This is a genomic window from Paenalicyclobacillus macrosporangiidus (assembly GCF_900116805.1).
In the GTDB taxonomy this organism is placed as follows: domain Bacteria; phylum Bacillota; class Bacilli; order Alicyclobacillales; family Alicyclobacillaceae; genus Alicyclobacillus_H; species Alicyclobacillus_H macrosporangiidus.
The window spans coordinates 95685-121527 of the sequence record NZ_FPBV01000003.1; the positions used below are offsets into that span (position 1 = coordinate 95685).

Genomic DNA, 25843 nt, shown 5'->3' on the forward strand with positions numbered 1-25843 from the left:
TTGTACCTGCGCTAGGGTACGCGCGCCGGGGGCGGAGGGTGACAGTCCTCAGCCGCCTGCCGGCCGGAAGTCGTTCCGCACCAGGACCTCTGCGCCGTCTCCGCGGAACGCGACGTGCCAATCGGGATCGTGCTCCAGGTAGGTCACAATGGGGAATCCGCTCGGGAAGAGGGCCACCTGGAATCCGTACTGGTTCAGCAGGTCGGGACAGTTCCACCACACGTTACGGATGGCCAGGTAATCGGAGAACACCGAGTTCTGCAGGTAAATGTCGGTGCGCCCGTCGACGAAGGTCGGCACACCGCGGTAGATCAGGTAGCCGCCGTACTCGTAGCCATTCACCAGCTTGCCGTTCAGGCCGTGCTCGAGCATCCAATTGACCGCCGCCACCGGATAGGCGCCCGCGTCCATGTGTTGGTCGACGTCGCCCCGCACGTCGGGCAGGAACCAGAGGAGATAGCCCAGGGTGCCCGCCATGACGATCCCGTTGAAGGCCCGCAGCCACCGTGACGGGTTGAGCAGCACGCGCCACCAGTCGGCGAGGAGCCGCGCCATCAGGGGAGCGGCGGAGATGCACAGGTACGGGATGAACCGCTGGTACACCAGCGCCACCGCGAAGCAGCCCCCGAAGTACAGGGTCTCTCGCCAGGGGATGGTGCGGGATCGGCCGAGCAGGATCAGGAAGCACACGATGAGAAACGGCAGAACACCGTATTTGAACGAATCGATGTGGAAGTTCGGGGAGTGCCACTCCATGATGTTGTCGGTCATCAGGGTGTTGGTGGACAACAGGGCGTACGTGTACGCCTTGATCCCGTTGGGGTTGATGAGTCCGGCCAACAGGCCTGCGGCGGCCGCGAGCAGCAGCTTCCAGCGCGCACCGCGCGGCAGGGTGAATCCGGTGAAGCGGCCAATGGGCGGGAGGAAGCTGAGCAGGACCTCGAGGAGAAGCATGACGATCCCGATGCTCGACGACCCGTGCGCATTCGCCCACACGAGCATCAGGGGCGGCACCAGCCACAGCACCCGCGTCGCGCCCTCGCGCACCCGCTGCAGGATCCACAGGAAGACAGAGAACATCATGTAGGAGACCATCTGCGGACGCATCGTCCAGAAGATGAGCGGCACGAGGGTGGCGGCGATGGCCGCGAGGGCCGCCATCACCCGGTGGCCGTGGCTCACCCGGGTGCCGATGCGGTACAACACCAGCACGGTGACGGTATGAATGGCCACCTGCATTACCCACGGGCCCGCGAATCCGAAATGATTCGCGAGCCAGGCGAAGACGACCTCGAACAGCCACTCCTGGGTCACCCACGGCTGGCCATGGGCCGTCCAGGAGAACGGATCGGTGGTCGGCACCACGTGATGCTGCAGCATGTAGCGCCCCGCGCCCAGGTGCCATGGGGTATCGGGATCGTTGTACGGATGCATCTGGTAGACGGCGAAACCGACGAGCCACATCCACAGCGCGAGGCGCTCGGTGGCGAACCAACGCTGCCCGCGTCGCATGATCATCCCCCTCAGCCAGTGCGCACCCCGCCGGAGTGCGGATGAGGACAAAGCAGGATCATCATACCATACGGCGCGGGCGGCGGGGCCGCCTCACACCTCAATCAACGCCTTGATGGCCCCCGCCTCCGGCCGGGTGATGGCCGGAAAGGCCTCGGGCACGTCGTCGAAGGCGATGTGATGCGTCACGTACCGGGACACGTCGACGAAGCCGTCCCGGACGGCGCCGTGCACGGTCTCGAAGTCCTCCCGGGTGGCGTTGCGGCTGCTCAGGATCGTCAGCTCCCGCTTGTGAAACTCGGGATCGGACAGCGGCACGTCGCCGTTGACCAGGCCCACGTACACCAGGGTCCCGCCGTGGGCGGCATATTGTACGGCGTCCGCCATGGATCGGGCATTGCCGGTGGCATCGAAGACCACCTCCGGGAAGGCCCCTTCCGTGAGGTCCGCCAGCGCCGCCTGGACGCCGGCCGTCTGCGAGCCACCCCCGGCCCTATTCGTCAGCGCGCCCGCGTCCACCGTCTCGTCGGCGTGGGCAAACGTCCGCGCGGCGGCCAATCGGTCGCCGCTGATGTCCATCGCGATCACGCGGGCGCCCCGCCGCTTGGCGAACGCCATCACGCCGAGGCCGATGGGCCCCGCACCGACGACGAGGGCGGTCTGCCCAGACCCGATGCCGGATCGGCGGACGGCGTGGGCGCCGATGGCGAGGGGCTCGAGCACCGCCGCCTGGTCGAGCGTCAACCCCGCCGCCGGAAACACGTGCGTCGCGGGCACCGCCAGGACCTCCACCATCCCGCCGTCGGTGTGCACACCGAGCACCTGCAACCGCGCGCAGCAGTTCGTCCGGCCGCTCCGGCAGGCCGCGCACTCGCCGCAGTGCAGATACGGGATCACCGACACCGCATCCCCGGTCCGCAGCCCGGTGGCGCGGGCTTCCGCATCGCCGATGTCGGCGATGGTCCCGGCCAACTCGTGCCCCAGCACGCGCGGGTACGTGAAGTACGGCTGCCGGCCGTGAAACGCGTGGATGTCCGTCCCGCAGATGCCGACGCGGCGGATGCGGACGAGGACCTCGCCCGTCCGTCGCGCCGGTTCCGGTACATCGTCGGCGACGAAACGCCCGGGTGCTTGGCATGTGATGCGCTTCATGATCCATCCCCCTCTCCGTCTCTGTCGAACATTCTAACCCATTCGACAACGTTGGCGGGGATGAAAGAAAGAAGCAGGAGCCGGGGAACCCCGTACGGGCTCCCCTCACCCTCGCTTCGGCACCACGACGAGATACGCCTCCATCGGCCCCTCGTGGGCCGCGTCCGCGTGAGCGGTGCACAGCAGGCGGAAGAAGCCCGGCTTGTCCGCCTGGAAGCGCAGCACCGTCTCCTCGTTCCGATGGACGACGCCCTTCAGGTTGTAGCCTTCCAGGACAAACGGGTGATCGTGACCCTTGAGGCCGAACAGGTGCAACTCGACGTCGTCCCCTTCGGTGGCCACGTACACCGCAGGATCGAACCGGTACACCTGTTTTTCCGATCCGTCGGCCTGCTTCGCCGTGATCTCGTTGGTCACCACCCGGTAGGACACGGTCGCGGCATGCGCGGCGGCCTGGGGGGCCATCGCGGCGCCCAACCAGACGGCGGCAGCGGCCGCGGCGAGGCGCGGCCACGTTCTGGCTTGCCGTTGAAACATGTGCATCCCTCACCCTGTCCCGCCCGCGAGGAGCGGGTTTGGTCGCCCCGGTCGGGGCCCTTCCTGTACAGGATGCACTTTCCAGATCGATTCCATGCACGGCGGGATGCGCCGCCATCGGTGAGCGCGGCCCGGGTTCAGCGGGCGGCGCCGCCCGCGGCCCCCGTCCCCACCGCGTCGACGGCGGATTTCCGATGCAGTTCGGCGTACAGGCCACCCCGGGCCAGGAGCGCCTCGTGGGTGCCTTCTTCCACGATGCGGCCCTGATGGAGGACGACGATGCGGTCCGCGTGCCGGATGGTCGACAGCCGGTGCGCGATGACGAGCGTGGTGCGGTTCTTCGCGACCGCCTCCAGCCCCGTCTGAACCAGGGCCTCCGTCTGACTGTCCAGGTTGGCCGTCGCTTCGTCGAGGATGAGGATGGGCGGATTGAGCGCGACGATGCGGGCGAAGGAGATCAACTGCCGCTCGCCCATCGACAGGTTGGCCCCTTTGGCGAACAGGCGCGTCTGGTAGCCGTCGGGCAGCCGTTCAATCACCTCGTGTGCCCCGACCGCCTTGGCGGCCGCCACCACCGCCTCATCGGAGATGTCCGAGCGGAACAGGCGGATGTTGTCCGCAACCGTGCCGGTGAACAGATGCACCTCCTGCTGCACCAGGCCGACGATGCGGTGCAAATCCGCCAGCCGCAGACGGCGGATGTCGATCCCGTCGATGGTGATGCGCCCTTCCTGCGGATCGTAAAACCGCGTCAAGAGGCTCATCAGGGAACTCTTGCCGGCGCCGGTGGCCCCGACGAAGCCGACGAACGCCCCGGCCGGTACGGTGAAGGACACGCCGTGCAGCACGGGCCGTCCGGGCGTGTAGGCGAAGGTGATGTCCTCGAAGCGGACCTCGCCGCGGATGGGCGGCAACGCCTCCAGCGCGACGGGATGGACGGGCTCCGCCACGTCCGGCTGGACGGCCAGCACCTTGCCGATACGATCCGCCGCGACGATGGTCGACTGCAGAGTGTTCCACTGCTGCGTGATGCTGTTGATGGGTTGGAAGAACTGCCGGATGTAGGTGATGAACGCATACAGGGTGCCGAAGGGGATGGCGTGCTGAAGCACGGCCCATCCCCCGACCCACACCACCGCGGCCACCGCCACGTTGCCGAGCAGCTCGAAGGTGCGGTTGAACAGCACCGACAGCCGGTACTCGGCGATGCTCGCGCGGCGATGCAGCCCGTTGAGCTGTGCGAAGGCGCCCGCCTGCCGCTCCTCCTGGTGGAAGATCTGGATGATCCGCATCCCGGCCAGGTTTTCGGCGAGAAAGGCGATGATGTTCGACAGCCGGGTGCGGGTGGTCTGATAGCGTTCGCGCAGACGGCGGCGAAACGCCAGCGAGATGGCGAACAGAACGGGGATGAGCCCCATGCAGTAGGTGGCGATGCGCACGTCGAGCTGGTACATGGCTACGACAATCAACACCAGGGACAGGCCGTCACGCACCATGCTCAAGAAGAAGTTGGTGAAAAACTGGCTCACCGTCTCCGTGTCGCTCGACACGTTGGTCACCAGCCGGCCGACGGCGTTGGTGTCGAAAAAGCGCATCGACTGCCGCTCGATGTGCGAGAACAGGGCGATGCGAATCTTGCGGACCACGCTCTGCCCCGCGTACTGCAGCAATTGCACCTGGGTGTAGTTGGCCGCCAGGCCCGCCACCGCCACCAACAGGTACAGCCCCGCGATGTCCATCAACCCGTGCAGGTTCGGGGCGGGACCGGTGATGTCCTGATCGATGGCGATCTTCACCAGATACGGCTGCAGCACCGACGTTCCGTTGTACACCAGGACAAGCAGGATGACGCCGACGAAGTGCCACACATATCCCCGGGCGTAGGGCAAGAGGCGCATCAGGCTGTTCACGCGGTCACCCCCTGTTCCGTCTCCTGCAGACGGTACATGTCCGCATAGATGCCGCCTTGGCGCAGCAGGTCCTCATGGGTCCCCTGCTCGGCGACGGTCCCGCCCTCCAGGACGACAATCCAGTCCGCATGGCGCACCGCCGAGAGCCGATGCGCGATGATGAGGGTCGTCCTGCCGCGGCGCACCCGCCGGATGTTGGCGATGATCTGCTTCTCCGTGTTCATGTCCACGGCGGACAGGCTGTCGTCGAGGATGAGAATTGGGGCGTCCTTCAGCAAGGCCCGGGCGATGGCCGCCCGCTGGCGCTGTCCGCCGGAGAGGGTCACGCCCCGCTCGCCGACGAGGGTGTCGAGCCCGTCCGGGAACGTCTCCAGCACCTCCGTGAAGGCGGCGTTCCGCACCGCCTCCAGGATCTCCTCCCGGGTGGCGTCCGCTTTCGAAAAGGCGATGTTCTCGCCGATGGTCGTCGAGAACAGGAAGCCGTCCTGCGGCACGTACGAGATGGCCTCGCGCAGGCTCCGCAGGGTGACGGTCCGCACGTCGTGTCCGTCGATGAACACCGATCCCGGCGGGGGATCGAAGATGCGCGGCAACAGGTTGACCAGGGTGGTCTTGCCGGAAGCGGTCCGCCCGACGATGCCGAGCGTCTGTCCGGGACGCACCCGGATCCGCACGTCGTGCAGGGCCGGGTGGGTGCCGTCCGGGTAGGTGAACGCATCGAGATGGATCACCACCTCTCCCTGCACCCGCCCCAACGGCGCGGCCCCGGGTTCGTCGCGGATGTCCGGCACCTCGGTCAGCAGCACCTCCAAACGCTGCAGCGACGCGGAGGCCCGCTGAAAATAGTTGAAGACATAGCCCATCTCCTGCAGGGGCGTGATGAGCATCGCCAGGTACAGGGTGAACGCGACGAACGACCCGAGCGGGATTTCCCGGGTGATCGTCAGGAAGCCCCCGTACAACAGGGCGATCACGAACGCGAGCGACCCCATGAACGGGATGAGCGACTGCATCAAGGCGCTGCGCCGGAAGACGCCCATCTGGCGGCGGACGATGGCGTCGACGCGCTCCGTGAACCGCCGCTGCTCCACCTCCTCGTTGGCGGTGGCCTTGATGAGGCGAATGGCGGTCAGGCTCTCCTCCGTCAGGTCGGCCATGTCGGACAGCGCCTCCTGGGCCTGCCGCGTCGCGTTGCGGATGCGCGGCCCGAGCCACCCGACGAGGAACGGCACGAACACAATCGGGATCATGCTCACCAGCGTCAGCTTGACGCTCACCGTACGAAACGTCATCACCAGCGTCGACGCCAACAGGAAGACGGCATTCGTCAGGATGTTCAGGCCGCCCGAGAGGGCGTCCCGGACGGATCGGACGTCGTTCAAGGCGTGGTTGAGGAGATCACCGATGCTGCGCTGCCGGAAGTAGGCCGTCGACAGGGTCTCCCAGTGCAGGAACAGCTTTCGGCGCAGCTCGTACTCGAACTGCCGCCCGAGCATGCCGTTTCGCATCTGCCCGAATCCGTACAGGACCACGTAGCCAATCCCGACGACGGCCAACAGGGCGGTGTCGTGCCACAGCGTGCGGCCGTCCACGCGCCCGGCCTGAAGCGCATCCGTAAACTCGCCCAGCAGATGCGGAAACTGCACCATCACGATTTCGGACAGGATGATGGACAGGATGGAGACGAGGTACGCCCAGCGATGCCGAACCAAATACTGTTTGAGGAGTTGACGCGGGTTGTCCAATCGGATGCCCCCTCCCTGCGCCGCCACGGGCGTTCGGGACGGCATTTCGTCACCCTATGTATTTTAACAGCGGAAACATCTCCGGGAAAGGCGAAAGGAAGGGGGCGGTCACCGAACGCCCTCTTCCAACCGCGCCCGCAGCGCCGCCTGCGCCGACTCGTACCCCGGCTTGCCGAGCAGGGCGAACATGTTGGTCTTGTAGGCCTCCACCCCCGGCTGATCGAACGGGTTGACGCCCAGCAAGAGCCCGCTCACCGCGCACGCCAACTCGAAGAAATAGAAGAGCTCGCCCAGCGACCGCGCGCTGCGGTCGGCGACCCGGATGCGCAGGTTCGGCACCCCGCCGTCGGCGTGCGCCAATTGCGTGGCGATGCGCGCCTGATCATTGATCCACGACAGGTCCCTGCCTGCCAGGTACGCCAGGCCATCTTCCACACCCGCCACGGCGGGGAGGGAGACGGATTCTCCCGGATGATCCAGCGTGATCACCGTCTCGAACAGGTTCCGCGCGCCTTCCTGGATGAACTGGCCGAGCGAGTGCAGGTCCGTGGTGTACGCCACCGAGGCCGGGAACAGGCCCTTGTGGTCCTTGCCCTCGCTCTCGCCGAACAACTGTTTCCACCATTCCGCAAAGCTGCGCAGCGCCGGCTCGTAAAAGGCCAGCACCTCCAGCGCTTTGCCCTTGCGGTGCAGGGCGTTGCGGACGGCCGCGTAGCGGTACGCCGGGTTGTCGTCCAGCCGGTCCGTCGCGAGGGCCTCCTCCGCCGCTCGGGCCCCCTCCAACAGTTCCGCAACCGGCACCCCGGCTGCCGCGAGCGGCAGCAGGCCGACGGGCGTCAGGACCGAGTAGCGGCCGCCCACGTCGTCTGGGATGACGAACGTCTTCAGCCCCTCCGCCTCCGCGAACCGGCGCAGGGCCCCGCGCACCCGGTCCGTCGTGACATAGATGCGGCGGCGCGCCTCCTCCGGGCCCACCTGCTCTTCCAGCCAAGCCCGCAGGACGCGGAACGCCACGGCCGGCTCCGTGGTGGTGCCCGACTTCGAGATCACGTTGATGCAGACGCGTTTGCCCGCGAGGACCCGTAGCAGATCGGCGAGGGCCGGAGCGCTCAGGTGGTTGCCCGCGAAGTACACCTCCGGCCCGCCCCGCACCGCGCGCGGCAGTTGATTGAAATACTCCGGCAGACACCACTCCAGGGCCGCGCGGGCGCCCAGGTACGATCCCCCGATGCCCACCACCACCAGCGCGTCCGCCTGCTCCTGGATGGCGGTCGCCGCGGTGAGCAGCGGTTCTATCCCGTCGCGCAACGTCTCACTCGGCAGATGCAGCCACCCGAGAAAATCCGCCCCTGGCACGTCTCCGGCGTGCAGGCGGCGGTGGATGTCGGAGACAAACGGCTGCAATTGGCGCCATTCCGATTCGCTCACGGCCCCTTCGGCAAAACGCAGATCCAATTCGACCATCTCGACCCCTCCGTTTCCACGGCCTAGGATACCACCCAACCCGCGGCCGCGTACAGCAACGCGCTGCCTCCCGCCGCCCACAGCGCGGGTTTGAGCTTGTGGCGGGCGTAGTCCATGACCGGGAGTTTCATGACCGTCGCCATCGCCACGGTGTTGTCGCTGAGCGGAGAGGCAAAGCCGCCGAAGGTGCCGCTCGCGAACACAGCCCCGGCGATGAGCGGCAGCGGCGTGTGGGTGCTCGCCGCCAGGGAGAAGCCGAGCGGCAGGAGCATGCCCCAGGTGCCGAAGGATGAGCCGATCACATAGGAGATGGCACACCCGAAGAGAAACAGGGCCGGGGCCACAAAGGCCGCCGGGACCGTTCGCCCGATGGTGCTCTCGACGTAGTCCGCGAACCCCAGGTCCGTGGACACGGCCGACACGGCCCAGACCAACGCCAGCAACACGATGACCCCCATCATCTCGTTGCCGCCGGCCAAAATGCCGAACACGGTGCGCTCCACAGGAACCCGCTGCACCGTGTACCACGCGAACGTCGCCAGCAGGGTGATGAGCAGCGCCTCCAGCATGGCCTTGGCCGCGTTCGCCTGCGCCAGCGCCCCCCAGACGGTGGGCGCCTTGCCGCGCCCGTCCCACCAGGTGAGAAACAGCGTCAACCCGAGCAGAAGCAGGAGCGGCACCGCGAGGTTCACCAGCCGCGGCGGGATGCGTTCCGACACGAACTCCACCGGATCGGGCGGATTCAACCCGTCGGCCGCCGCAGGCCCCGCGGTGTGCCGTCGCTCGGATTGGCCGCCGCTGGTCGCAGTCCGCGCGACGGCTGTCGTCCCGGACGGTCCCACGTTGGCGGGACGCCCGCGAGGAGGCAGGTCGGGCGGCAGTTCCGCCCCGAACTCCGCCCGCGCGAACTGGGAGGCCATTTTGAGGCGCGTCTCTGCGTTCAACCGGGCAGGCCGGGGAACCCCTCGCACGGTGCCTCGGTCGGCGGCGCGCCGCTCGTCCTCGGCCCGTCGCTGCGCGGCCTCCCGGCGTTCCGCGCTCGGCGAGGCGCGAAACGAGAGGACCAGGGTGTACGCCAGGATGATCCAGGAGAAAAAATTGAGGGGAATGCTCATCAGGTACAGGTGATAGGGCGATCCGGGCAAAGTCTGATGGCGAGCCGAAGTGGCGATGAGCCCCACCATGTATCCGACGAACGCCGTTCCAACCGGCACCAGGGCGCACACCGGGGTCGAGGTGGCATCGATGGTGAACGCCACCCGCTCGGCCGGAACACGCAAGCGCTCGAAGATGCGGCGCATCACCGGCGCCACCGTGATGATGCGAAAGTCGGGCGCCATGAAAGTCACGAGCGACGACACCCAGGTGACAGCGAACGCCCCGCGCACCGACTTGACGCGGTCCGCCATCCAGTGCGCGAACCCGGACACGCCACCCGTCACGCGCACGAGCCCGACAAACGCGCCGAATCCGTACAGGAATACGACCAGCCGCAGGTTGTCCGGGATGGCCAACTCCTTCGCGATGTACGCCAAGGCCCCGTCAATCCCGCCGAGCGGCGTCGGATTTTGCATGTACGCCCCCACCAGCAGCCCCGCCAACAGGCCCGGCAGCACCTGGCGCGTCCACATCGCAATCGGAATCACCACCAAGAACGGAACCAGCGACCAAATCCCTGCGCTCACGCGCTCACCTCCCGGCGCGTCACGCCTGGGAAGAGATCCCCAGGCAACCGCTGCCGGTCCTAGGATGTCACCGGGCGCCGTTCCGTCATGCAACCCTTGCGCCGCCCTGTGCGCCCTGTGTTACGCCCGCGCCGCTTCCAGCGCCCGCACCCGCGCGACCACGTCATCCGCCCGGTGCAGCGGTGAATCGGGCGCTTGCGCGCACAGTGCCCGGAATCCCTCCGGATCCGGCACGTACCACACCGCGTCCATGCCGCAGGCCCGCGCGCCCTCGATGTCGGCCTGGTAGTTATCCCCAATCATCAAGGCATCGCGCGCCGTCACACCCATGCCCGCCATGGCCGCCTGGTAGACGCTCGGATGGGGCTTCGCGCGCCCGATGCGCTCCGAGATGAACAGCGCATCCTCCGAGAAGTACCGGTCGAGCCCGCATAGGCACACCTTCGCCCACTGCATGTCGGGCGATCCGTTCGTGATGATGGCCAACCGGTGTCCCGGAGACAACGCCTCGAGCAACCGGCGGGTCTCCGGATAGGGACGAAGGGTCTCCGGAAAGGCGGCCATGTACGCCTCGTGGAACCGTCGGGCTTCTTCCTCATCCTTTTCGATCCCGAAGTCCCGCCAAGCCCGCAGAAACCGCTCCCGCCGCAACTCTTCCATCGTCATCGTCCGCCGGTCGTAGTGGGGCCAGAGCTGTTCATGGTGGTGCAAGAACCGCTCCAGGAACGTGTCCGGCCACGCGTCGCCGTACAGGGCCCGCATCGCCTTCGGGACACCGAGATGGTACTGTTGGCGCGTGTCCACCAGGGTGTGATCGAGATCGAAGAAAATCACGTCATATGCGCGCATGCCGACACCTCGCGTCTCATGATCCCGCCGGGCCGCTCTCCATGCGAACAAGCCACGCCTGTCAGCTTCCGCCGGCGCCCCGCTGCCACGAGACCGACGTGCGCACCACCCGGCGCTCCCCGCCCTGGTTCAGCGTCAGCGTGAGAATGTGTCTCGCCGGATCCAGCACCGCGTCCGCCTGCACGACGCGCCGGCCTGTGGCGGGATCGGCATAGTCGATGGTCAGGGTCGTTCCCCCGTCGAGCTGGTAGTAGGTCTGCATCCATTCGGTCACTTGGCTCTGCAGGCGATCCTCGGGAACCGCTTGATTCAGGTGCAGCACCATGAAATCTTCGTCGAAGCCGGAGGCGTCGTGCATGAGCTCCACCTGTCCGATGCCGTGATCCGATACGTACTGCCCGAACTCCGTGCTGGTCGTGGCGCGCACCGTCAACGCCCGGAGCGTCAGGTGGGCGAACAAGCCGGCGAGCGCCAACACGACAGCGGCGCCGAACAGGAACCAGAGGCGGTTGCGGCGCACACGCGCGGCGGGGGCGGGCAATGGTCCCGTATCTGACACATGGTTCACCTCACTTCCGGAGCCAGGGGCGGGGCGGACATCTGGCAGCGATTGGACCGTCCCCGGTGTCTCCTACGTTACCGAAGCTTCTTCCAATCGTCAAAAGGGAACCAGGGCGACCCGGTGCACGGCAAATCAAAGGGGGAACCCCGAAACGGAGTTCCCCCGACTGGAGCCGCCGGTGTGCCACGCCGGCCGCACGGGTCCGGGTGCACACCCGACACTCATTTCTCGAAGCTCGGGTCGAATGCGTCGCGCAGACCGTCGCCGATGAAGTTGATGCACAGGATGGTGATGGTCAGCAAACCAGCCGGCGGCAACCACACCCACGGCTCACCCTTCAGGGTGAAGTAGTCGAGCGCGTCGTACAGGACATTCCCCCACGACGGATTGGGCGGTTGCACACCGAACCCGATGACGGCCAACGCCGCCTCGGCCGCAATCAGGTTGGCCATCGTGAACGTCGCGTTCACCACGATGGTGCCCATGATGTTCGGCAGCATGTGCCGGAACATGATGCGCCACGGGCCCGCCCCGGCCATCTTGGCGGCCAACACGAACTCCGCCTCGCGCAGGTTCAGGAACAGCCCGCGCACCATGCGAGTGGTCGGCGGCCAGAACACGATGGCGATTACGCCAATCAGCAGCCACACGCCGGATGAATTGAAGATCGACGTCAGCACGATGATCAAGAGCAAGAACGGGAAGTTCAGCATGAAGTCGCAGAAGCGCATGATCACGCTGTCCACCCATCCGCCGTAATAGCCTGCCAGGCCCCCCAGCAGGATGCCGATCCCCATCACAATCAGGGTGTCCACAAAGCCAATCAACAGGTCGTTGCGGCCCCCGTACAGGTCGCGGGAGAACAGGTCGAACCCGTTCTTGTCCGTGCCGAGCACATGGACGCCGCCCGGCGGCGCATCCGTCTCCGTCAAGTACTGATGGGTGGGATCCAGATGCGTGAACAGCGGCGCGCCGATGGAGATGAAGATGATCACCAGCAGCACGATCACGCTGACGACCGCCGCCTTGTTGTACATGAACCGTTCGAAAGCCAGGCGCGTCGGGCTCTTGCTGACCCGGCCGCGCGGCTGGGCCTGCGTCTTCTCCGGAGCGGTTGCAGGGCTCGCAGACATCGGATCACCTCCCTCAGTCGTAACGGATGCGTGGGTCGACCACGGCATACAGGATGTCTGCCAGCAGGTTGCCAATCAGGACGCCGATGGCGATGAGCACCGTCGTCGCCATGATCACGTTGTAGTCGCGGCCGTTGACGGCGTCAATCACCAACTGCCCCATCCCCTGGTACTGGAAGATGCCTTCGGTGATGATGAGGCCGCCGACCATGTTGCCAAAATCCAGGCCGAACTGCGTCACAATCGGGATCATGCCGTTGCGGAACACGTGCTTCGTGAACACGCGCCCTTCCTCCAAGCCCTTGGCGCGGGCGGTGCGGACGTAGTCCTTGCGCGCGACGTCGAGCATGGATCCGCGGGTGTACCGGCTGTACACCGTGCTGTTCACGACGGCCAAGGACAGGGCGGGCAACAGGGCGTGGTACAGGTGGTCGCCCAAGGTCCCCGCATTCGGGCCCGTCCCGGTGGAACCCTGCGCCGGAAACCACTGCAGGTCGATGGCGAAGAAGTAGATCATGAAGATCGCGAACACGAAAAACGGCACCGAGTAAAGGCAGAACAGCACGATGTTCGACGTGTAGTCGAACTTCCCGTACGGGTTGCGCGCCTGCAGGATGCCAAACGGCACGCCGACCGCGATGGTCAGCACCTCGGCGAGAATCCCGAGGATCAAGGTGTTGCGGATGGCCGGACCGACCAGATCCGTCACCGGCACGTGGTGGGTGAAGCTGAACCCCCAGTTGCCCGTCACGAACAGCCCGAGCCAATGCACATATTGCCACCACAACGGCTGATCCAAGCCGGCATTGTGTTCAAGTTGCTCTTTCAACTGCTCGATGTCCTTGATGGCCGGATTCATAATCGCGTCAAACGCGTTTCCTGGCGCCGCGTGCATGATGAGGAACACGAAGACCGTGATGAGAAACACCATCGGAATCATGCCGAGCACGCGGCGGACAACGTAGGTCCCCATGAAACCCCCTCCTCTTGATGCCAGGGCGGCCTGCCGGCCGCCCCGGGCGCGCATGGTGTCCGACTCCCCCTGCGGGGTGTGTGTCTGTCCGGGATCACGAATACAGGTGGCAGGCCACCAAATGGTTCGGCGCCACCTCTTTGAGCGCCGGCCGCTCCACCTTGCACACGTCCATCACCTTCGGGCAGCGCGTGTGGAACGGGCAACCCTTCGGCGGATTGGCCGGGCTCGGCACATCCCCCTGCAGGATGATGCGCTCACGCCGCCCTTGCCGCTTCGGTTCCGGCGCTGCCGACAGCAGCGCCTCCGTGTACGGATGCCGGGGATTCGCGTACAGTGAACGTTTGTCCGCCAGCTCGACCATGTGTCCGAGGTACATGACACCGACGCGATCGCTGATGTGGCGGACCACCGCCAGGTTGTGGGAGATAAAGATATAGGAGAGATTGAATTCCTTCTTCAGGTCCATCATCAGATTCAAGATCTGGGACTGGATGGACACGTCCAACGCCGACACGGCCTCGTCGGCCACAATCAGCTTCGGGTTCAACGCCAGAGCGCGCGCGATCCCGATGCGCTGGCGCTGGCCCCCGGAAAACTCGTGCGGATAGCGGTGGCGGTCCTCCGCCCGCAGGCCCACGCGCTCGAGCAGGTGGACGACCCGCTCGGTGGCCTGCTTGCGGCTCACCCCGTTGACAATGAGCGGCTCCGCGATGATCTCCTCAATCCCCATCTTCGGGTTGAGCGACGCGTACGGGTCCTGGAACACCATCTGGAACTTCGGCCGCACCGCCCGCAGCTCTTTGCCGTGCAGCTTCGTGATGTCCTGACCGTCGAACACAATCTGGCCGGAGGTGGGCTCAAGCACCCGCATGATCATGCGCCCTGTGGTCGACTTGCCGCATCCCGACTCGCCCACGATGCCGAGCGTCTCGCCCGCCTTGACCGTGAAGGAGACGTCGTCGACCGCCTTCACATGGCCAACCGTCCGGCGCAACAGTCCCGCCGTGATGGGGAAGTATTTCTTCAGGTTGCGCACTTCCAGCAAGTTCTCGCTCATCTCAACCGTCCCTTCATACGAGATCGCAGCGGACGAAGTGACCGGGTTTCACTTCGCGCAGCTCCGGCATCTTCTCCCGGCAGCTCGGTTGCGCAATCGGACAGCGATCCGCAAACCGGCACCCCTGCGGGAACGCGGCCGCGTCCGGGACCGTGCCGGGGATGGAGTACAACACGTCCTTCTCCTCCTCCAGCGACGGGATGGACGCCAACAGCCCCTTCGTGTACGGATGCGTCGGTTCCGCGAACAGGCTGTCCGCGTCGGTGGATTCCACCACCTGGCCGGCGTACATCACCACCACGTGGTCCGCCATGTCCGCCACCACCCCGAGGTCGTGGGTGATGAGGATGATGGACGTGTCGAAATCCTCCCGCATCTTCTTCATCAATTCCAACACCTGCGCCTGGATGGTCACGTCCAAGGCGGTGGTGGGCTCGTCCGCAATCAACAGCTTCGGCTCGCACACCATCGCCATCGCGATCATCACGCGCTGCCGCATGCCGCCGGACAGTTGGTGAGGATACTCATGGACGATCTCGCTGGCCCGCGGCACCCCGACGAACTGCAGCATCTCGATGGCTTTCGCGAGCGCCTGTCGCTTCGTCAACTTGCGGTGGCGCAACAGCACCTCGGTGATCTGTTCGCCGATGGTCAGCACCGGGTTGAGCGCCGTCATCGGCTCCTGGAAGATCATCGAGATCTCATTGCCGCGCACGTCCGTCATCTCGTCCTCGGAGAGCTTGAGCAAGTCCCGGCCGTTGAACCAGATCTCGCCGTCCACGATCTTGCCTTTCGGCTTCGGCACCAGGCGCATGATGGACAGCGACGTCATGCTCTTGCCGCATCCGGATTCGCCCACAATGCACACGACCTGCCGCGGTTGCACCTCGATGTCGATGCCGTCAACGGCCCGGACCTCAGCGTCCTTGCTGATGAAATACGTCTTTAGGTTTTTAATGGCCAAGAGTGGTTCAGCCACCGCAAAACCTCCCCCTACTCACAAGTTTCCGCTCTCCGTTTCGGCCGTCGGGACTCGCGACGCACTGCCCGGCGTACACGAAAAGTGCCGTCTCCAATCTATCGATGGCGAATCTCCAGCAGATCCGCGGGGCCGAACCGTCGTCGACCGTCGACCTGATTCGACACGTGACATACGGCTCTCATTGTAGCGTTGTGCCTCGCAAGTTGTAAAGCAGACTGAGAGAATTGGTAGTGTTGTCAGTTTACACGCCGACGCCGCCATGCGACGGCCTGGAGACAACGGTTTTCACGGTCTTGATTGTAGGCGAAATATTCAGTCTCCCGGCTGATCGACGCCCATGACAGGTGCGTCACGGGATTTGTCGCACCTGTCGGTACACCTATTCTATGAAATTTATGGCCGGTTCACAATCGGTGACCATTGGCATTTCACGCAGGCACCCACCAACGGCAGTCCCCTTCGCCCCCCGGCAGGCACGCTCGCCTCTCCATTCGCCTCTCTGTCAGAAGGCCGACGAACGACCGGTCTCGGGCGCGTTTCGCCGCTGCGCGGCGTGAAACCCGGTGAAACACAGGGCCGGCAGCACGCACGCAGCGGACGCGCTCCACAGGAGCGCCTGGACGCCCGCGTGATCGAACAGCCATCCCCCCGCGATGGGACCCACCATCCGGCCGAGTGTGGCGGTGCTGCCCACCAGCCCTTGGAGGTAGCCCAACCGGTGAAGCGGGGCCAACTGCCCGATGGCGGCCGGTACGCTGGGCCACGCCAGGACCTCGCCCAAGGTCATCACCGTCATGGCCGCCACGAAGGCTGGGTAGGTGTGCCAAAGGGCGACCAGCGCGTATGCGGCCGCGTACAGGACCATGCCCATGGCCATGTGCCAGGCGAGGTAGGGCACGCGCCGGACGACGGCGGCCACCGCCGGCTGGAGCACGAAGATGAGCACCCCGTTCAGCGTCCACAACGCGCTGTAGGCGGCGAGCGGGTAGCCCAGGTCCTGCATGTAGACGGAGATGGCGGTCTGCCACTGCACGTAAATGGCCCATCCCGCGGTAAAACCGACGAGGACGAGCGTGACGGGCCGCCACGGCACGCCCCCTGATGCCACGGTCCCCGGTGCCGCCGCTGACGGTGCCGCCGCCCGCCGGTCGGGCGCCGATGCACGGTCGGGCGCCTCCTGCGTCCGCCGCGCCTGCTGGGCCCTGCCGCTGCGCAACTGCCGGAGCGCGGTCCGGAGGACCGTCCACAGGAGGATCAGCAGGATCGCGTTGACCAGGGCGATGCCCCAGAACACCGACGCGAACGAGCGCTGTGCCATCACGCCTCCGAGCGCGGTGCCCGCGGCGACGCCGATGTTGTTGGCCACGTACATGAAGTTGTACGCCCGCCGTCCGCCATCCGGCCAGGCGTGGCCGACGAGGGCGTTGAAGACAGGAAACGGGACCGCGCACGCGAGCCCGAACACGGCCATGACTCCCATGTATGGCACCCACCCGCCGATCCGGAGGGGGACGAGGATACTCGCCGCGCACACCGCGAACCCGGCGGTGAGCACCGGCAGGGCGCCAAACCGGTCATAACCTGCGCCGGCCAGAAAGCTGCCCGCCAACCCCGCGGCCGAATACACCAGGAGCACCGTCCCGGCGATGGTCATCGGCTGGCCCAGGACCTCGTGGATGTAGATGGCATTGACCGGCCACAGCAGCGACAGGCCCGTGATGTTGAGAAAGCTGCAGGTCATCAGGAGCCACACCAGCGACGGGACGGCCTTCACCCAGGTCCGTCCGCGCGCCCAGACAGTGCCCATACCACTCTCTCCATTCCACCACGATGCGAGTCGCTCCCCCCGGCTCCCGGGCCGTTTGGCGACCGCTTCATTCAATGTACACATCCGCTGACCGGACTTTCAAGGGAGATTCAGGGACCGGCGGATAGACTGGCCCTGCATCTCGGGTTCGCACGTCGGTGTTCTCCACCGGTGGTGTACAATGGGAGCAGGAGGGAGAACGAGGTGCGGATCCTCATCGTGGAAGACGAACAGCGGCTGGCCGCGGCGCTGGCGCAACTGCTCAAGGAGCGCCAGTATGCGGTCGACGTCGCGCACGACGGCAACACGGGGCTCGATCTCGCCCTGACGGACTGTTACGATCTCCTGGTCCTCGACGTCATGCTGCCGGGCCAAAGCGGCCTGGACATCGTCCGGCAGGTTCGGCAGGCAGGGCTCGACGTGCCCATCCTCCTGCTGACGGCCAAGGACACGGTCGACGACCGGGTCACCGGCCTCGACGCGGGCGCCGACGACTACTTGGTCAAACCGTTCGCCACCAAGGAACTCCTGGCGCGCATCCGGGCGCTCACCCGCCGCACCGGCAACGTCAGCGGCCCGGACACCCTGACCGTGGGGCCGTTCTCCATGCACCTCGCCGAGCGGACCATCTTTCGCGACGGACAGCCATTGTCCCTGACCGCGAAGGAATTTCAACTGCTGGAGCTGTTGATGCGGAACCACGGCAAGGTGATGTCCAAGGAACTGATCCTCGATCGCGTATGGGGCCCGGACGCCGAGGTCATCGGCAACGCCGTCGAGAATTATGTCCATTTCCTGCGCAAGAAGATCGACGTCCCCGGGCGGCCGTCCTACATCGAGACGGTCCGCGGCGTCGGCTACGTGTTCCGCGTCCGGGACAGCCAGGAGGAGAGGTGACCCGCCCCCTTGTTCCGCCGCGTCCGCATCCGCATCACCCTGCTCACGCTCGCCATCGTGGTGTGTCTGTACGCCGTCTCTTCCATCGCGGTGTACAGCATCGTCCGTCAGGCGGTCCTGCGCAACGTGGACGCCCGCCTGCTGTCCACCGTCCACGCCGCCGGCCCGGGCAACGCCGGCCGCATCGTGACCACCTTGCCGCAGGGGACGTGGATGGAGGTCCACACCGCCTTGGGCGATGTCACCAACCTCACCCCCGACCTCGAAACCGCGCTCGACCAGTGGGTGGCCCGCCACCCTTCGAACCGCGCGTGGCAAGCGACCTGGCGCCCGCAGGCCGGGACGATTCTGCGCGTCCTGTACCTGCCATTGGGCCCGCGCGATCCGAGGCGCGACGCCGGCTACGTCGTCATCGCCATCGACATCGAGCGCGAGATGGAGGTCCTCGAGCGGCTCCGCGACGTCCTGTTGCTCGTCGGCGTCGGGGGACTGATTGCCGGCGGGATCGCCGGCTTCTACCTGGCCGAGCGCGTCCTGCGTCCCATCCGCGAAGCCTGGCGGCGCCAATTGGAGTTTGTCGCCGACGCCTCGCACGAGCTGCGCACCCCGCTCGCGGTCATCCAGTCGAATCTCGGCGTCGTCCTGGAGCACACCCACGAATCGGTCGCCGACAACCTGGAGTGGATCCACAACGCCCACAGTGAAGCGCGCCGCCTGTCCAAGCTGGTGCGCGACCTGTTGACCCTCGCCCGCGGCGACGCCGAGGCGGTGCCCCTGTCCCTGCAGCGCGTGTCCGTGACCGAATTGGTCGGGAAGGTGGCCGAACTGTTCGAGCCCGTCGCCGCCGCGCGCGGCCTCCGCCTGGTGACGGACTGCGCGCCGGACGCCATCGTCACGGGGGATCCCGACCGGCTCCATCAATTGCTCGTGATCCTCGTCGACAACGCCTGCAAGTTCACCCCGGAAGGCGGCACCGTCACCCTGCGCACACGGCGGCAAAAGCACACCGTCCTGCTCGAGGTGTCCGATACCGGCGTCGGGATTGCCGAGGAAAACCTGCCTCGGGTCTTCGACCGCTTCTTCCAGGCCGATCCCGCCCGCGCCCGCGACGGCTCGCACGGACACGGACTCGGCTTGTCCATCGCCAAGTGGATTGTCGACGCCCACCGCGGCAAGATCTCCGTGTCGAGCCGGCTGGGGGAAGGGACCACCTTCACGGTGCAACTGCCCGCCGCCGGGTGACCGAAAGGTCTGCGACGGCGTGCGCGAAGTCAGCCCCGTCCGGGCCCCTCATTCTCCCTCGACGGACGCCACGTCCGGAAAAACGACACCAACGACTGGGCGGCCCAGGTCCCGGCCGCCTGTTCATCCATCCCCGCCAGCGTACCGGGCAGCAGATCGCGCAGCGTGACCGCCGTCGCTCGATCCACCCGGTACGGATTGCCGGCCAGTTCATAGAACCGGTTCATCTGCGCCACCATCCAGTCCATGTCGGCATCGACGGCGATGCACCCATGCGCCAGCACGTACCCGGGCCGGCTCGAAGCCATTCCGGCCAGCCCGCCCCGCCATGCCTGCGCGGTGCCAATCAGTTTCTTCCCGCCGACGAGGACGTTGTAGCGGCCGTCGCAATAGCTCCCGGGCAATTCGCCGGTTTCCGCGGCGAGCCCGAGCGACCGGAGCCACTGCATCAGCGGATCGCAGAGCAGGCGGTAAAACGCGTCCGTCGTGGCCGGAGTTGCCGGACGGCGGAACAGGTAGGACACCTGGACCACGCCGGGCCCCTGCGGGACCGCGGTGCCGCCGGTCTGCCGCACGACCACGGTGCACCCCTCGGCCTGAAGCGCTGCCTGGGCGGCGCGCCCAGCGTCCGTCGCCACGTCCTTCTTGCTCAAGCCGATGCCGGTTTTCACGGGCCCTCGCCAGATCCGCACCATCGGCGGCCGCTCGCCCCGGCCCACCTGCTCCCCGAGGAGGACATCCAAGTCCATGTTGCGCTGCCCGTCGTCGATGTCATCCAGCCATGTGACCTCGACGCCCGTCGGCCACAACGCCGCATCCGACACCTGCCGACACCTCCCGCACGCTCATTCTCCAGGGTTGCGGCACCGGGCCATGGTGCCGGCCCGCTCCGCTCATCCCAGCCATTTCGCCAACATCGACAGCTCCATGTTCCCGCCGCTGAGCACGCACACCACAGGCCCCTGCAGTGCCTCGCCGCGCTCCGCCGCCGCCATCACGGCCGCCACCGAAGTGGCACCGGAAGGCTCGACGAGGATCTTGCACGAATCCAGCAACCGGACGACCGCGTTGCGGATGCCGTCCTCCGGGACGAGCGCGATGGCATCCACCCGCTTTTGCACAATCGGGAACGTGTAGTGTCCCGGGTGATTGGTGCGAAGCCCGTCCGCGATGGTCTTCGTCTCCCCGATGTCCACCGGGTGTCCGGCCTGAAGCGATAGGTAGGTGTCGTTGGCCAGCTCCGGTTCGACGCCCACCACGCGCACTCCCAGGATGCGCATCTTCAGCGCCGTCGCCACCCCCGATACCAGGCCGCCCCCGCCCACCGGCACGAACACCGTCCGCACCCCGGGCAGGTCCTCCGCAATCTCCAGACCCACCGTCCCTTGGCCGGCGACGACCCGCGGGTGATCATACGGCGGGACGAACGCCAACCCTTCCTCGCGGGCCAACTGTTCTGCCCGTTCAATCCGCTGCGACGACATCGTCCCGCACCGGATCACGCGCGCCCCGTAACTTTGGATGGCCCGCTCCTTCACCGGCACCACCGTCTCCGGCACCACCACCGTGCACGGCAAGCCGACCAGGCTCGCGGCGTACGCGACCGCCTGCCCGTGGTTGCCCGACGACGCCGTGATGACCCCGCGCGGCGGATTCGGCTGCTCCTTGAGCGCCAACACCATGTTCAACGCCCCGCGGACTTTGAACGCCCCGGTCCGCTGCAGGTTCTCGCACTTCAGGTACACGTCCGTGCCCACCTGCCGCGACAAGGCTTGCGCATACAAGAGCGGTGTGCGCACCGCGTAGGGCGCAATCCTCCGGCTGGCCGCCTCGATGTCTTCCCATGTCACTTCCGGGTGCTGTGTCATGTCCGCTTCTCCTCTCCAGATGTCTTCACCCGCACACCCGCGGCGCCGCACAGGCACCGGCCACCCCGTCACTCCCCCGATCCCCGCATTCACACGCCGTCCCATTCCGGCCCTGCCGCGGCGCCGCCCCCTGCCCGCATCCCGGACAGGGATGCCGCGAACCGCGCCGCGCACGCCGGCAGCAGGCTGTCCCGTCGGGTCACCAGCGTGACGGTGCGCGCACCGAGGTCCACATCCGTGAGCTCCACCACCGCCAACCGCCCGGCGGCGACGTCGCCCTCCGCCGACGATCGCGGCAACACCGACCACCCGACACCCAACTGCACGAGGCGGCTGATGCTCTCGAGGCTGTCGGTCTCCATGGCGATGTCGAGATGGAGCCCATGCCGGGCGGCCAGCTCGTTCACCCAGTCCCGCAGGCCCGATCCGCTCCCCATCAGGACCGCGGGCCAGCGCACCAGATCGGCGAGTCGGAGCCGCCCGGCCCGCGCGACGTCGCTGTCCGGCGCCGCTACCAGCAGCAGGTCGTCGTGCCACAAGGGCTGCGTCTCCAGGTCCTCGCGCCCGGCCTCGACGGTGGTGACGAAGGCGAGATCAATCTCCCGCGCTTCCAACATCTCCAGCACCTCCCGGGAGGAGCCGGTTCGCACCTCGAACCGCACGCGGGGGTGCCGGGCGCGGTATGCCGCCAGGACGGGTGGCAGGAGGTAGATGGACGGCGTCAGGCCCGCGCCGATGCTGACGGTGCCGGCTTCCGGATCGGCCAGGGTCCGGAGCTCTTCTCGCATCCGCCGGTCTTCACGCAGGGAGCGCTTGGCGTAACGGTACACCAGCTCCCCCGCTCGGTTGAGGACCAGCCGTTTGCCGATGCGATCGAACAACGGAACCCCCAACTGCGCCTCGAGCTGACGGATCTGCCGGGTCAAGGTGGGCTGCGTCAGGTGCAGCGCCTCCGCCGCCTTGACCATCGTCTCCTGTTCCACGACCTGCACGAACGCCTCGTACAACGGATGCAACCTGGTGGCCTCCCGGCGCCGTTTATACGAAATTTGCATAGCGAGTATGCACGTTTTCAATTTTACACATAAATACCACGGGCGTACACTGCTGACGTGGAGGTCTGGCAGGGCGGCGCACCTCCATCCTGAGGCGTTCCGGCGCGCCGCCCATGGAGGAGGAATGTGTGTGGTTCATGTCGTCGTGGGAGCGCAGTTTGGCGACGAGGGCAAGGGGAAGATGGTGGACTACTTCGCCGTCCAGGCGGACATGGTGATCCGCTACCAGGGCGGAGGCAACGCCGGCCACACCATCGTCAATGAGTACGGAAAATTCGCGCTGCACCTGGTCCCCTCCGGCATCTTCAACCCGGAGACCGTGTGCGTGCTCGGCACCGGCGTCGTCATCCACCCGATGAACCTGGTCAAAGAACTGCGAACCCTGCAGGATTCGGGCATCTCCACGGATCGCTTGATCATCTCCGAACGGGCGCACCTGGTGCTGCCCTATCACGTCTGGCAGGACCGGTACGAGGAGCAGGTCCGGTCGGCGAAGGTGGGCACGACGCTCCAGGGCATCGGGCCGGCGTACCAGGACAAGACCGGCCGCTTCGGCATCCAGATGGGTGAGATGCGCGACACCGCCCACTTCCGCCGCCGACTCGAGGAGGCGTTCCGCCTCAAATTGGAGAAGATGCCGGGGATGCGGGAGACGAGCGGATCGTTTGAAGAGATGTGGAACGAGCTGATGGCCGCCCGGGAGGTGCTGCTGCCGCACATCCAGGACACGCTGCCCATCGTCCGGGCAGCGGTGGAGGCGAACCAGTACGTCCTCCTGGAGGGACAACTCGGCGTGATGCGCGATCTCGACTGGGGCGTGTACCCGTTCGTCACATCTTCCAACCCCATCAGCGGGTTCACCAGCGTCGGCGCCGGCGTGCCGCCGACGGCCATCCAACGGGTGACCGGCATCACCAAGGCGTATGCCACCGCCGTCGGGGAAGGGCCCTTCCCGACCGAGCTGCATGACGCCGTGGGACAGCACCTGCGGGACCAAGGCGGCGAGTACGGCGCCACCACCGGCCGCCCGCGCCGCTGCGGCTGGCTGGACCTGCCCGCGCTGCGGTACGGCGCGTGGCTGAATGGCTACACGGACCTGGCGCTGATGAAGCTCGATGTGCTGAGCGGGCTGGAGAAAGTGGCAGTATGCACGGGCTATGAGCTGGACGGCCAGGTGTACGACCTGCCGCTGCCGACCTACCAACTGGAGCGCGCGACGCCGCGGTACGAGTGGCTCCCCGGTTGGACCGAAGACCTGTCCGGCTGCCGCGCGTTCGATGAACTGCCCGAAGCGGCCCAAAAGTACGTGGCGTACGTGGAACAGGCCGTCGGCGTCCCGGTGAAGTACGTGTCGGTGGGGCCGGAGCGGAACCAGACCATCGTGCGCTGAGGCGATGTGGGGGCCGGGGGTGCGGGCGTCTGGAGCGGAGGCCGGCGGCGCGGACGTGCGGAGTGGTCTGGAGGCCGCTGATGCGGGCTCCTGAGTGGTCTCGAGGCCGGTGCGGGCGTCCGGAACGGTTTGGGGGACCAGCGGTGCGGGCGTCCGAATCCCTTCGGCGCCCCGGCAGCGCGGGCTCACCCCCGGCACCGCGGGCTCACGTCTGCTCAGGTTGGTCCTGCGCCGCGGCGCCGCGGCCCGTCACCATCGGCAAGTCCAACAGCCAGTACCGGCGCGGCTTCCTCCCCTTTCCCATCCGGACCACATCGACGAACCGCTCCCCCCGCGCGACGAGCACCGTCTGGCCGTCGTCCAATTCGACGCGCCAAGCCTCCGGGAGACTCGCGGGATCGTGCCGGTTGACCCCGAGAAAGGACGCCTCGTTGAACTGCCGGACGAACGCTTCCACCTCGTCCGCGGACAGGACGCGCCCGAACGGATCCACGATGCGCTGCACGTGGCCGGGATCCAACTTCCGGTGGACCGCAAACCACCGCTCCAACGTCTTGTAAAACACGGATACGCTGAGCAACGTTCCGAGCAAACCCGCGACGATGTGGCCCACCCAACTGGCGGTGTAACCCATGCAGCATCTCTCCCAAGGTCTGTCTGTTCCATCCCATCATACCACGGGTCGATTGCGCGCCAATCGCAGAACCGCCACGGACAGCGTTGGGAAGGAGTCGACCGCCGGAGGCGCTTTTTTGTGCCGGACGGCAAGCTGCTGCCCCTGGTCAACGGCGCACTGCCCGCGCGTACGCTGGATGCCATCATCCGCCGCGCGGTCATGGGAAAGTGATGGTGGCGGCGGACGGGTTCACTTCAGAACTTTTTCGTAGCAGAAGTACGGCCGCTTGCGCATCGGATAGCGGACTTCTCCCCGGTGTTCGTACCCGTGCCTTTGGTACATTGTGACGGCGTCGGGGTTTCCTGAATACACGTCCAGACGGATGCTGGTGTACCCCTCATCCTGCGCCACGCGCTCGGCGAACTGAAGGAGTTGCCGGCCGAGTCCCTTGCCCTGGAAGTCGGGGCGCACGGCCAGCCGGTGAATCGCCGCCGGGCGCCCTTCCCGGTCCGTCCACTCGATGGATGCGTACTTGCGGCTCCATTGATCGTTGACAACCACAGCGCCAATGACGGTGCCGTTCTCCGAAATTCCGTACGCCCGGCCGCTCTTCACATCAGCACGGATGGTGAATCGGTTCGGGTACGCCCAGTCCCACTGGTCCACCCCGCTCCTCCGCAAGTCCCGCGTCACTACGCGGTACAAGGCGCGCAGCGACTTCTCGTCGCTTGCCTGCAATGGACGCATCTCCATGTCAGTCCCCTCCGTCAGGCCTGCGCCGCCAGTTTAATCTCGGCCAGCCGCTTAGCAGATTTTCTCCGGTACGCGACGGTCCAGAGGATGGCTGCACCAATAAACCCGTAAAGGATGAAGTTCGACACAGCAAGGAACTGCGCCGTGGACAGCTGGAAGACGAGGAACACCTTAACCGCAGCTTCGGCCACCAGAATGACACCCCACACCAGCGTCATGAGCCGAAGCACGAAGCGAAAGTAGCCAAACTGCCAGTTGCCCGCGAAGTCCGGGCTTCCGGCGAAGCGCATGGCCAAGTAGAACATAATGGGTCGTGCAAACAACAGCGACAACAGGAAGACCAAACCGACAGCGCCGGTGATGAGTGACTCACGAATGAGCAGCAGCTTTTCACTGCCGCCTAGGGCGACCACGGCGATGGTCAGGACCAACGTGAACAGCATCAGACTGCCAAACGCGTCAAACTTTCGGTGCCTCAATAAGTGATAGAGGGTGTCCACTAGCGGAATGATGGTCGCAATGGACAGTGCCGACAAACTGGACATGTAGTTGGAAAGCCACACGTAAAGCAGCCAAGGCAGCGCACCGTTGATCAACAACGTAACAATAACGTATGTACGCTTTGACATGAATTCAACAACCCTTCCCATT

Annotated in this window: 23 protein-coding genes; 3 read left to right on the plus strand and 20 right to left on the minus strand. The window is 66.2% G+C overall.

Annotated features, from left to right (window positions below; genetic code table 11):
* Positions 1-48 precede the first annotated feature (48 nt).
* From BM357_RS04085 to BM357_RS04150, 14 genes are all read right to left on the minus strand, one after another.
* The gene (locus tag BM357_RS04085; protein WP_074949924.1) at positions 49-1512 is read right to left on the minus strand and encodes a hypothetical protein; all 1464 of its coding nucleotides are present in this window, start codon (positions 1510-1512) and stop codon (positions 49-51) included.
* Positions 1513-1605: 93 nt separating this feature from the next.
* Positions 1606-2664, minus strand: a complete 1059-nt coding sequence (locus BM357_RS04090; RefSeq protein ID WP_074949927.1) for a zinc-binding alcohol dehydrogenase family protein — start codon at positions 2662-2664, stop codon at positions 1606-1608.
* A gap of 105 nt (positions 2665-2769) precedes the next feature.
* Positions 2770-3201, minus strand: a complete 432-nt coding sequence (locus BM357_RS04095) for a cupredoxin domain-containing protein (protein ID WP_083430162.1) — start codon at positions 3199-3201, stop codon at positions 2770-2772.
* 137 nt (positions 3202-3338) lie between these two features.
* Positions 3339-5111, minus strand: coding sequence for an ABC transporter ATP-binding protein (locus tag BM357_RS04100; protein WP_245783826.1), 1773 nt, complete (start codon positions 5109-5111; stop codon positions 3339-3341).
* Entirely contained in the window at positions 5108-6856 is a 1749-nt protein-coding gene (locus BM357_RS04105) for an ABC transporter ATP-binding protein (protein WP_245783827.1), read from the minus strand. The genes BM357_RS04100 and BM357_RS04105 overlap by 4 nt, the downstream gene beginning before the upstream one ends.
* A gap of 108 nt (positions 6857-6964) precedes the next feature.
* Positions 6965-8320, minus strand: coding sequence for a glucose-6-phosphate isomerase (locus BM357_RS04110; protein WP_074949934.1), 1356 nt, complete (start codon positions 8318-8320; stop codon positions 6965-6967).
* A 23-nt stretch (positions 8321-8343) separates the two neighbouring features.
* A complete protein-coding gene (locus BM357_RS18905; protein ID WP_245783828.1) occupies positions 8344-10005 on the minus strand; it encodes a Na+/H+ antiporter NhaC family protein in 1662 nt (553 codons plus the stop codon).
* A gap of 120 nt (positions 10006-10125) precedes the next feature.
* A complete protein-coding gene (locus tag BM357_RS04120; protein ID WP_074949936.1) occupies positions 10126-10854 on the minus strand; it encodes an HAD family hydrolase in 729 nt (242 codons plus the stop codon).
* A 61-nt stretch (positions 10855-10915) separates the two neighbouring features.
* Entirely contained in the window at positions 10916-11413 is a 498-nt protein-coding gene (locus BM357_RS04125) for a hypothetical protein (RefSeq protein ID WP_139234553.1), read from the minus strand.
* A 224-nt stretch (positions 11414-11637) separates the two neighbouring features.
* Positions 11638-12549 carry an oligopeptide ABC transporter permease gene (gene opp4C / locus BM357_RS04130; protein ID WP_074949940.1) on the minus strand — a complete coding sequence of 304 codons (912 nt, stop codon included), beginning with the start codon at positions 12547-12549 and terminating at the stop codon, positions 11638-11640.
* 13 nt (positions 12550-12562) lie between these two features.
* The gene (locus tag BM357_RS04135) at positions 12563-13522 is read right to left on the minus strand and encodes an ABC transporter permease (RefSeq protein ID WP_074949942.1); all 960 of its coding nucleotides are present in this window, start codon (positions 13520-13522) and stop codon (positions 12563-12565) included.
* Positions 13523-13616: 94 nt separating this feature from the next.
* On the minus strand, positions 13617-14582 hold the full coding sequence (locus BM357_RS04140) for an ABC transporter ATP-binding protein (RefSeq protein ID WP_074949944.1): 966 nt from the start codon (positions 14580-14582) through the stop codon (positions 13617-13619).
* Positions 14583-14595: 13 nt separating this feature from the next.
* Entirely contained in the window at positions 14596-15561 is a 966-nt protein-coding gene (locus BM357_RS04145; RefSeq protein WP_074949947.1) for an ABC transporter ATP-binding protein, read from the minus strand.
* A gap of 505 nt (positions 15562-16066) precedes the next feature.
* Positions 16067-17371 (minus strand): MFS transporter, encoded by a 1305-nt coding sequence (locus BM357_RS04150; protein ID WP_074949949.1) that lies wholly within the window; start codon positions 17369-17371, stop codon positions 16067-16069.
* Between the two features lie 204 nt (positions 17372-17575).
* On the opposite strand from BM357_RS04150, the gene BM357_RS04155 reads away from it, so the two are divergent.
* Both BM357_RS04155 and BM357_RS04160 read left to right on the plus strand, forming a co-directional pair.
* Positions 17576-18268: a response regulator transcription factor gene (locus tag BM357_RS04155; RefSeq protein ID WP_074949951.1), complete on the plus strand. Its 693-nt coding sequence runs from the start codon at positions 17576-17578 to the stop codon at positions 18266-18268.
* A 9-nt stretch (positions 18269-18277) separates the two neighbouring features.
* The gene (locus BM357_RS04160) at positions 18278-19510 is read left to right on the plus strand and encodes a sensor histidine kinase (protein WP_074949953.1); all 1233 of its coding nucleotides are present in this window, start codon (positions 18278-18280) and stop codon (positions 19508-19510) included.
* Positions 19511-19539: 29 nt separating this feature from the next.
* Here the strand turns inward: BM357_RS04160 and BM357_RS04165 are convergent, their stop codons facing one another.
* The 3 genes from BM357_RS04165 to BM357_RS04175 form a co-directional block, all read right to left on the minus strand.
* Positions 19540-20334, minus strand: a complete 795-nt coding sequence (locus tag BM357_RS04165; protein WP_245783829.1) for a lipoate--protein ligase family protein — start codon at positions 20332-20334, stop codon at positions 19540-19542.
* Between the two features lie 69 nt (positions 20335-20403).
* Complete coding sequence (locus BM357_RS04170; RefSeq protein ID WP_074949955.1) at positions 20404-21378, minus strand: threonine ammonia-lyase; 975 nt, start codon at positions 21376-21378, stop codon at positions 20404-20406.
* 89 nt (positions 21379-21467) lie between these two features.
* A complete protein-coding gene (locus BM357_RS04175) occupies positions 21468-22394 on the minus strand; it encodes a LysR family transcriptional regulator (protein WP_175511437.1) in 927 nt (308 codons plus the stop codon).
* A 163-nt stretch (positions 22395-22557) separates the two neighbouring features.
* On the opposite strand from BM357_RS04175, the gene BM357_RS04180 reads away from it, so the two are divergent.
* Positions 22558-23823: an adenylosuccinate synthase gene (locus BM357_RS04180; protein ID WP_074949959.1), complete on the plus strand. Its 1266-nt coding sequence runs from the start codon at positions 22558-22560 to the stop codon at positions 23821-23823.
* A 205-nt stretch (positions 23824-24028) separates the two neighbouring features.
* On the opposite strand, the gene BM357_RS04185 is transcribed toward BM357_RS04180, so the two are convergent.
* From BM357_RS04185 to BM357_RS04195, 3 genes are all read right to left on the minus strand, one after another.
* The gene (locus BM357_RS04185) at positions 24029-24457 is read right to left on the minus strand and encodes a hypothetical protein (protein ID WP_074949961.1); all 429 of its coding nucleotides are present in this window, start codon (positions 24455-24457) and stop codon (positions 24029-24031) included.
* Positions 24458-24688: 231 nt separating this feature from the next.
* On the minus strand, positions 24689-25192 hold the full coding sequence (locus tag BM357_RS04190) for a GNAT family N-acetyltransferase (protein WP_074949963.1): 504 nt from the start codon (positions 25190-25192) through the stop codon (positions 24689-24691).
* Positions 25193-25206: 14 nt separating this feature from the next.
* On the minus strand, positions 25207-25821 hold the full coding sequence (locus tag BM357_RS04195) for a VC0807 family protein (protein WP_074949965.1): 615 nt from the start codon (positions 25819-25821) through the stop codon (positions 25207-25209).
* Positions 25822-25843: the final 22 nt, after the last annotated feature.

What these genes read in the sequence shown, in the direction of transcription:
- BM357_RS04085 (WP_074949924.1), bottom strand. Translation starts at nt 1,512, where the DNA reads ATGCGACGCGGGCAGCGTTGGTTCGCCACCGAGCGCCTCGCGCTGTGG.
- BM357_RS04170 (WP_074949955.1), bottom strand. Translation starts at nt 21,378, where the DNA reads ATGACACAGCACCCGGAAGTGACATGGGAAGACATCGAGGCGGCCAGC.
- BM357_RS04090 (WP_074949927.1), bottom strand. Translation starts at nt 2,664, where the DNA reads ATGAAGCGCATCACATGCCAAGCACCCGGGCGTTTCGTCGCCGACGAT.
- BM357_RS04110 (WP_074949934.1), bottom strand. Translation starts at nt 8,320, where the DNA reads ATGGTCGAATTGGATCTGCGTTTTGCCGAAGGGGCCGTGAGCGAATCG.
- BM357_RS04120 (WP_074949936.1), bottom strand. Translation starts at nt 10,854, where the DNA reads ATGCGCGCATATGACGTGATTTTCTTCGATCTCGATCACACCCTGGTG.
- opp4C (WP_074949940.1), bottom strand. Translation starts at nt 12,549, where the DNA reads ATGTCTGCGAGCCCTGCAACCGCTCCGGAGAAGACGCAGGCCCAGCCG.
- BM357_RS04180 (WP_074949959.1), top strand. Translation starts at nt 22,558, where the DNA reads ATGTGTGTGGTTCATGTCGTCGTGGGAGCGCAGTTTGGCGACGAGGGC.
- BM357_RS04185 (WP_074949961.1), bottom strand. Translation starts at nt 24,457, where the DNA reads ATGGGTTACACCGCCAGTTGGGTGGGCCACATCGTCGCGGGTTTGCTC.
- BM357_RS04095 (WP_083430162.1), bottom strand. Translation starts at nt 3,201, where the DNA reads ATGTTTCAACGGCAAGCCAGAACGTGGCCGCGCCTCGCCGCGGCCGCT.
- BM357_RS04135 (WP_074949942.1), bottom strand. Translation starts at nt 13,522, where the DNA reads ATGGGGACCTACGTTGTCCGCCGCGTGCTCGGCATGATTCCGATGGTG.
- BM357_RS04195 (WP_074949965.1), bottom strand. Translation starts at nt 25,821, where the DNA reads ATGTCAAAGCGTACATACGTTATTGTTACGTTGTTGATCAACGGTGCG.
- BM357_RS04190 (WP_074949963.1), bottom strand. Translation starts at nt 25,192, where the DNA reads ATGGAGATGCGTCCATTGCAGGCAAGCGACGAGAAGTCGCTGCGCGCC.
- BM357_RS04140 (WP_074949944.1), bottom strand. Translation starts at nt 14,582, where the DNA reads ATGAGCGAGAACTTGCTGGAAGTGCGCAACCTGAAGAAATACTTCCCC.
- BM357_RS04150 (WP_074949949.1), bottom strand. Translation starts at nt 17,371, where the DNA reads ATGGGCACTGTCTGGGCGCGCGGACGGACCTGGGTGAAGGCCGTCCCG.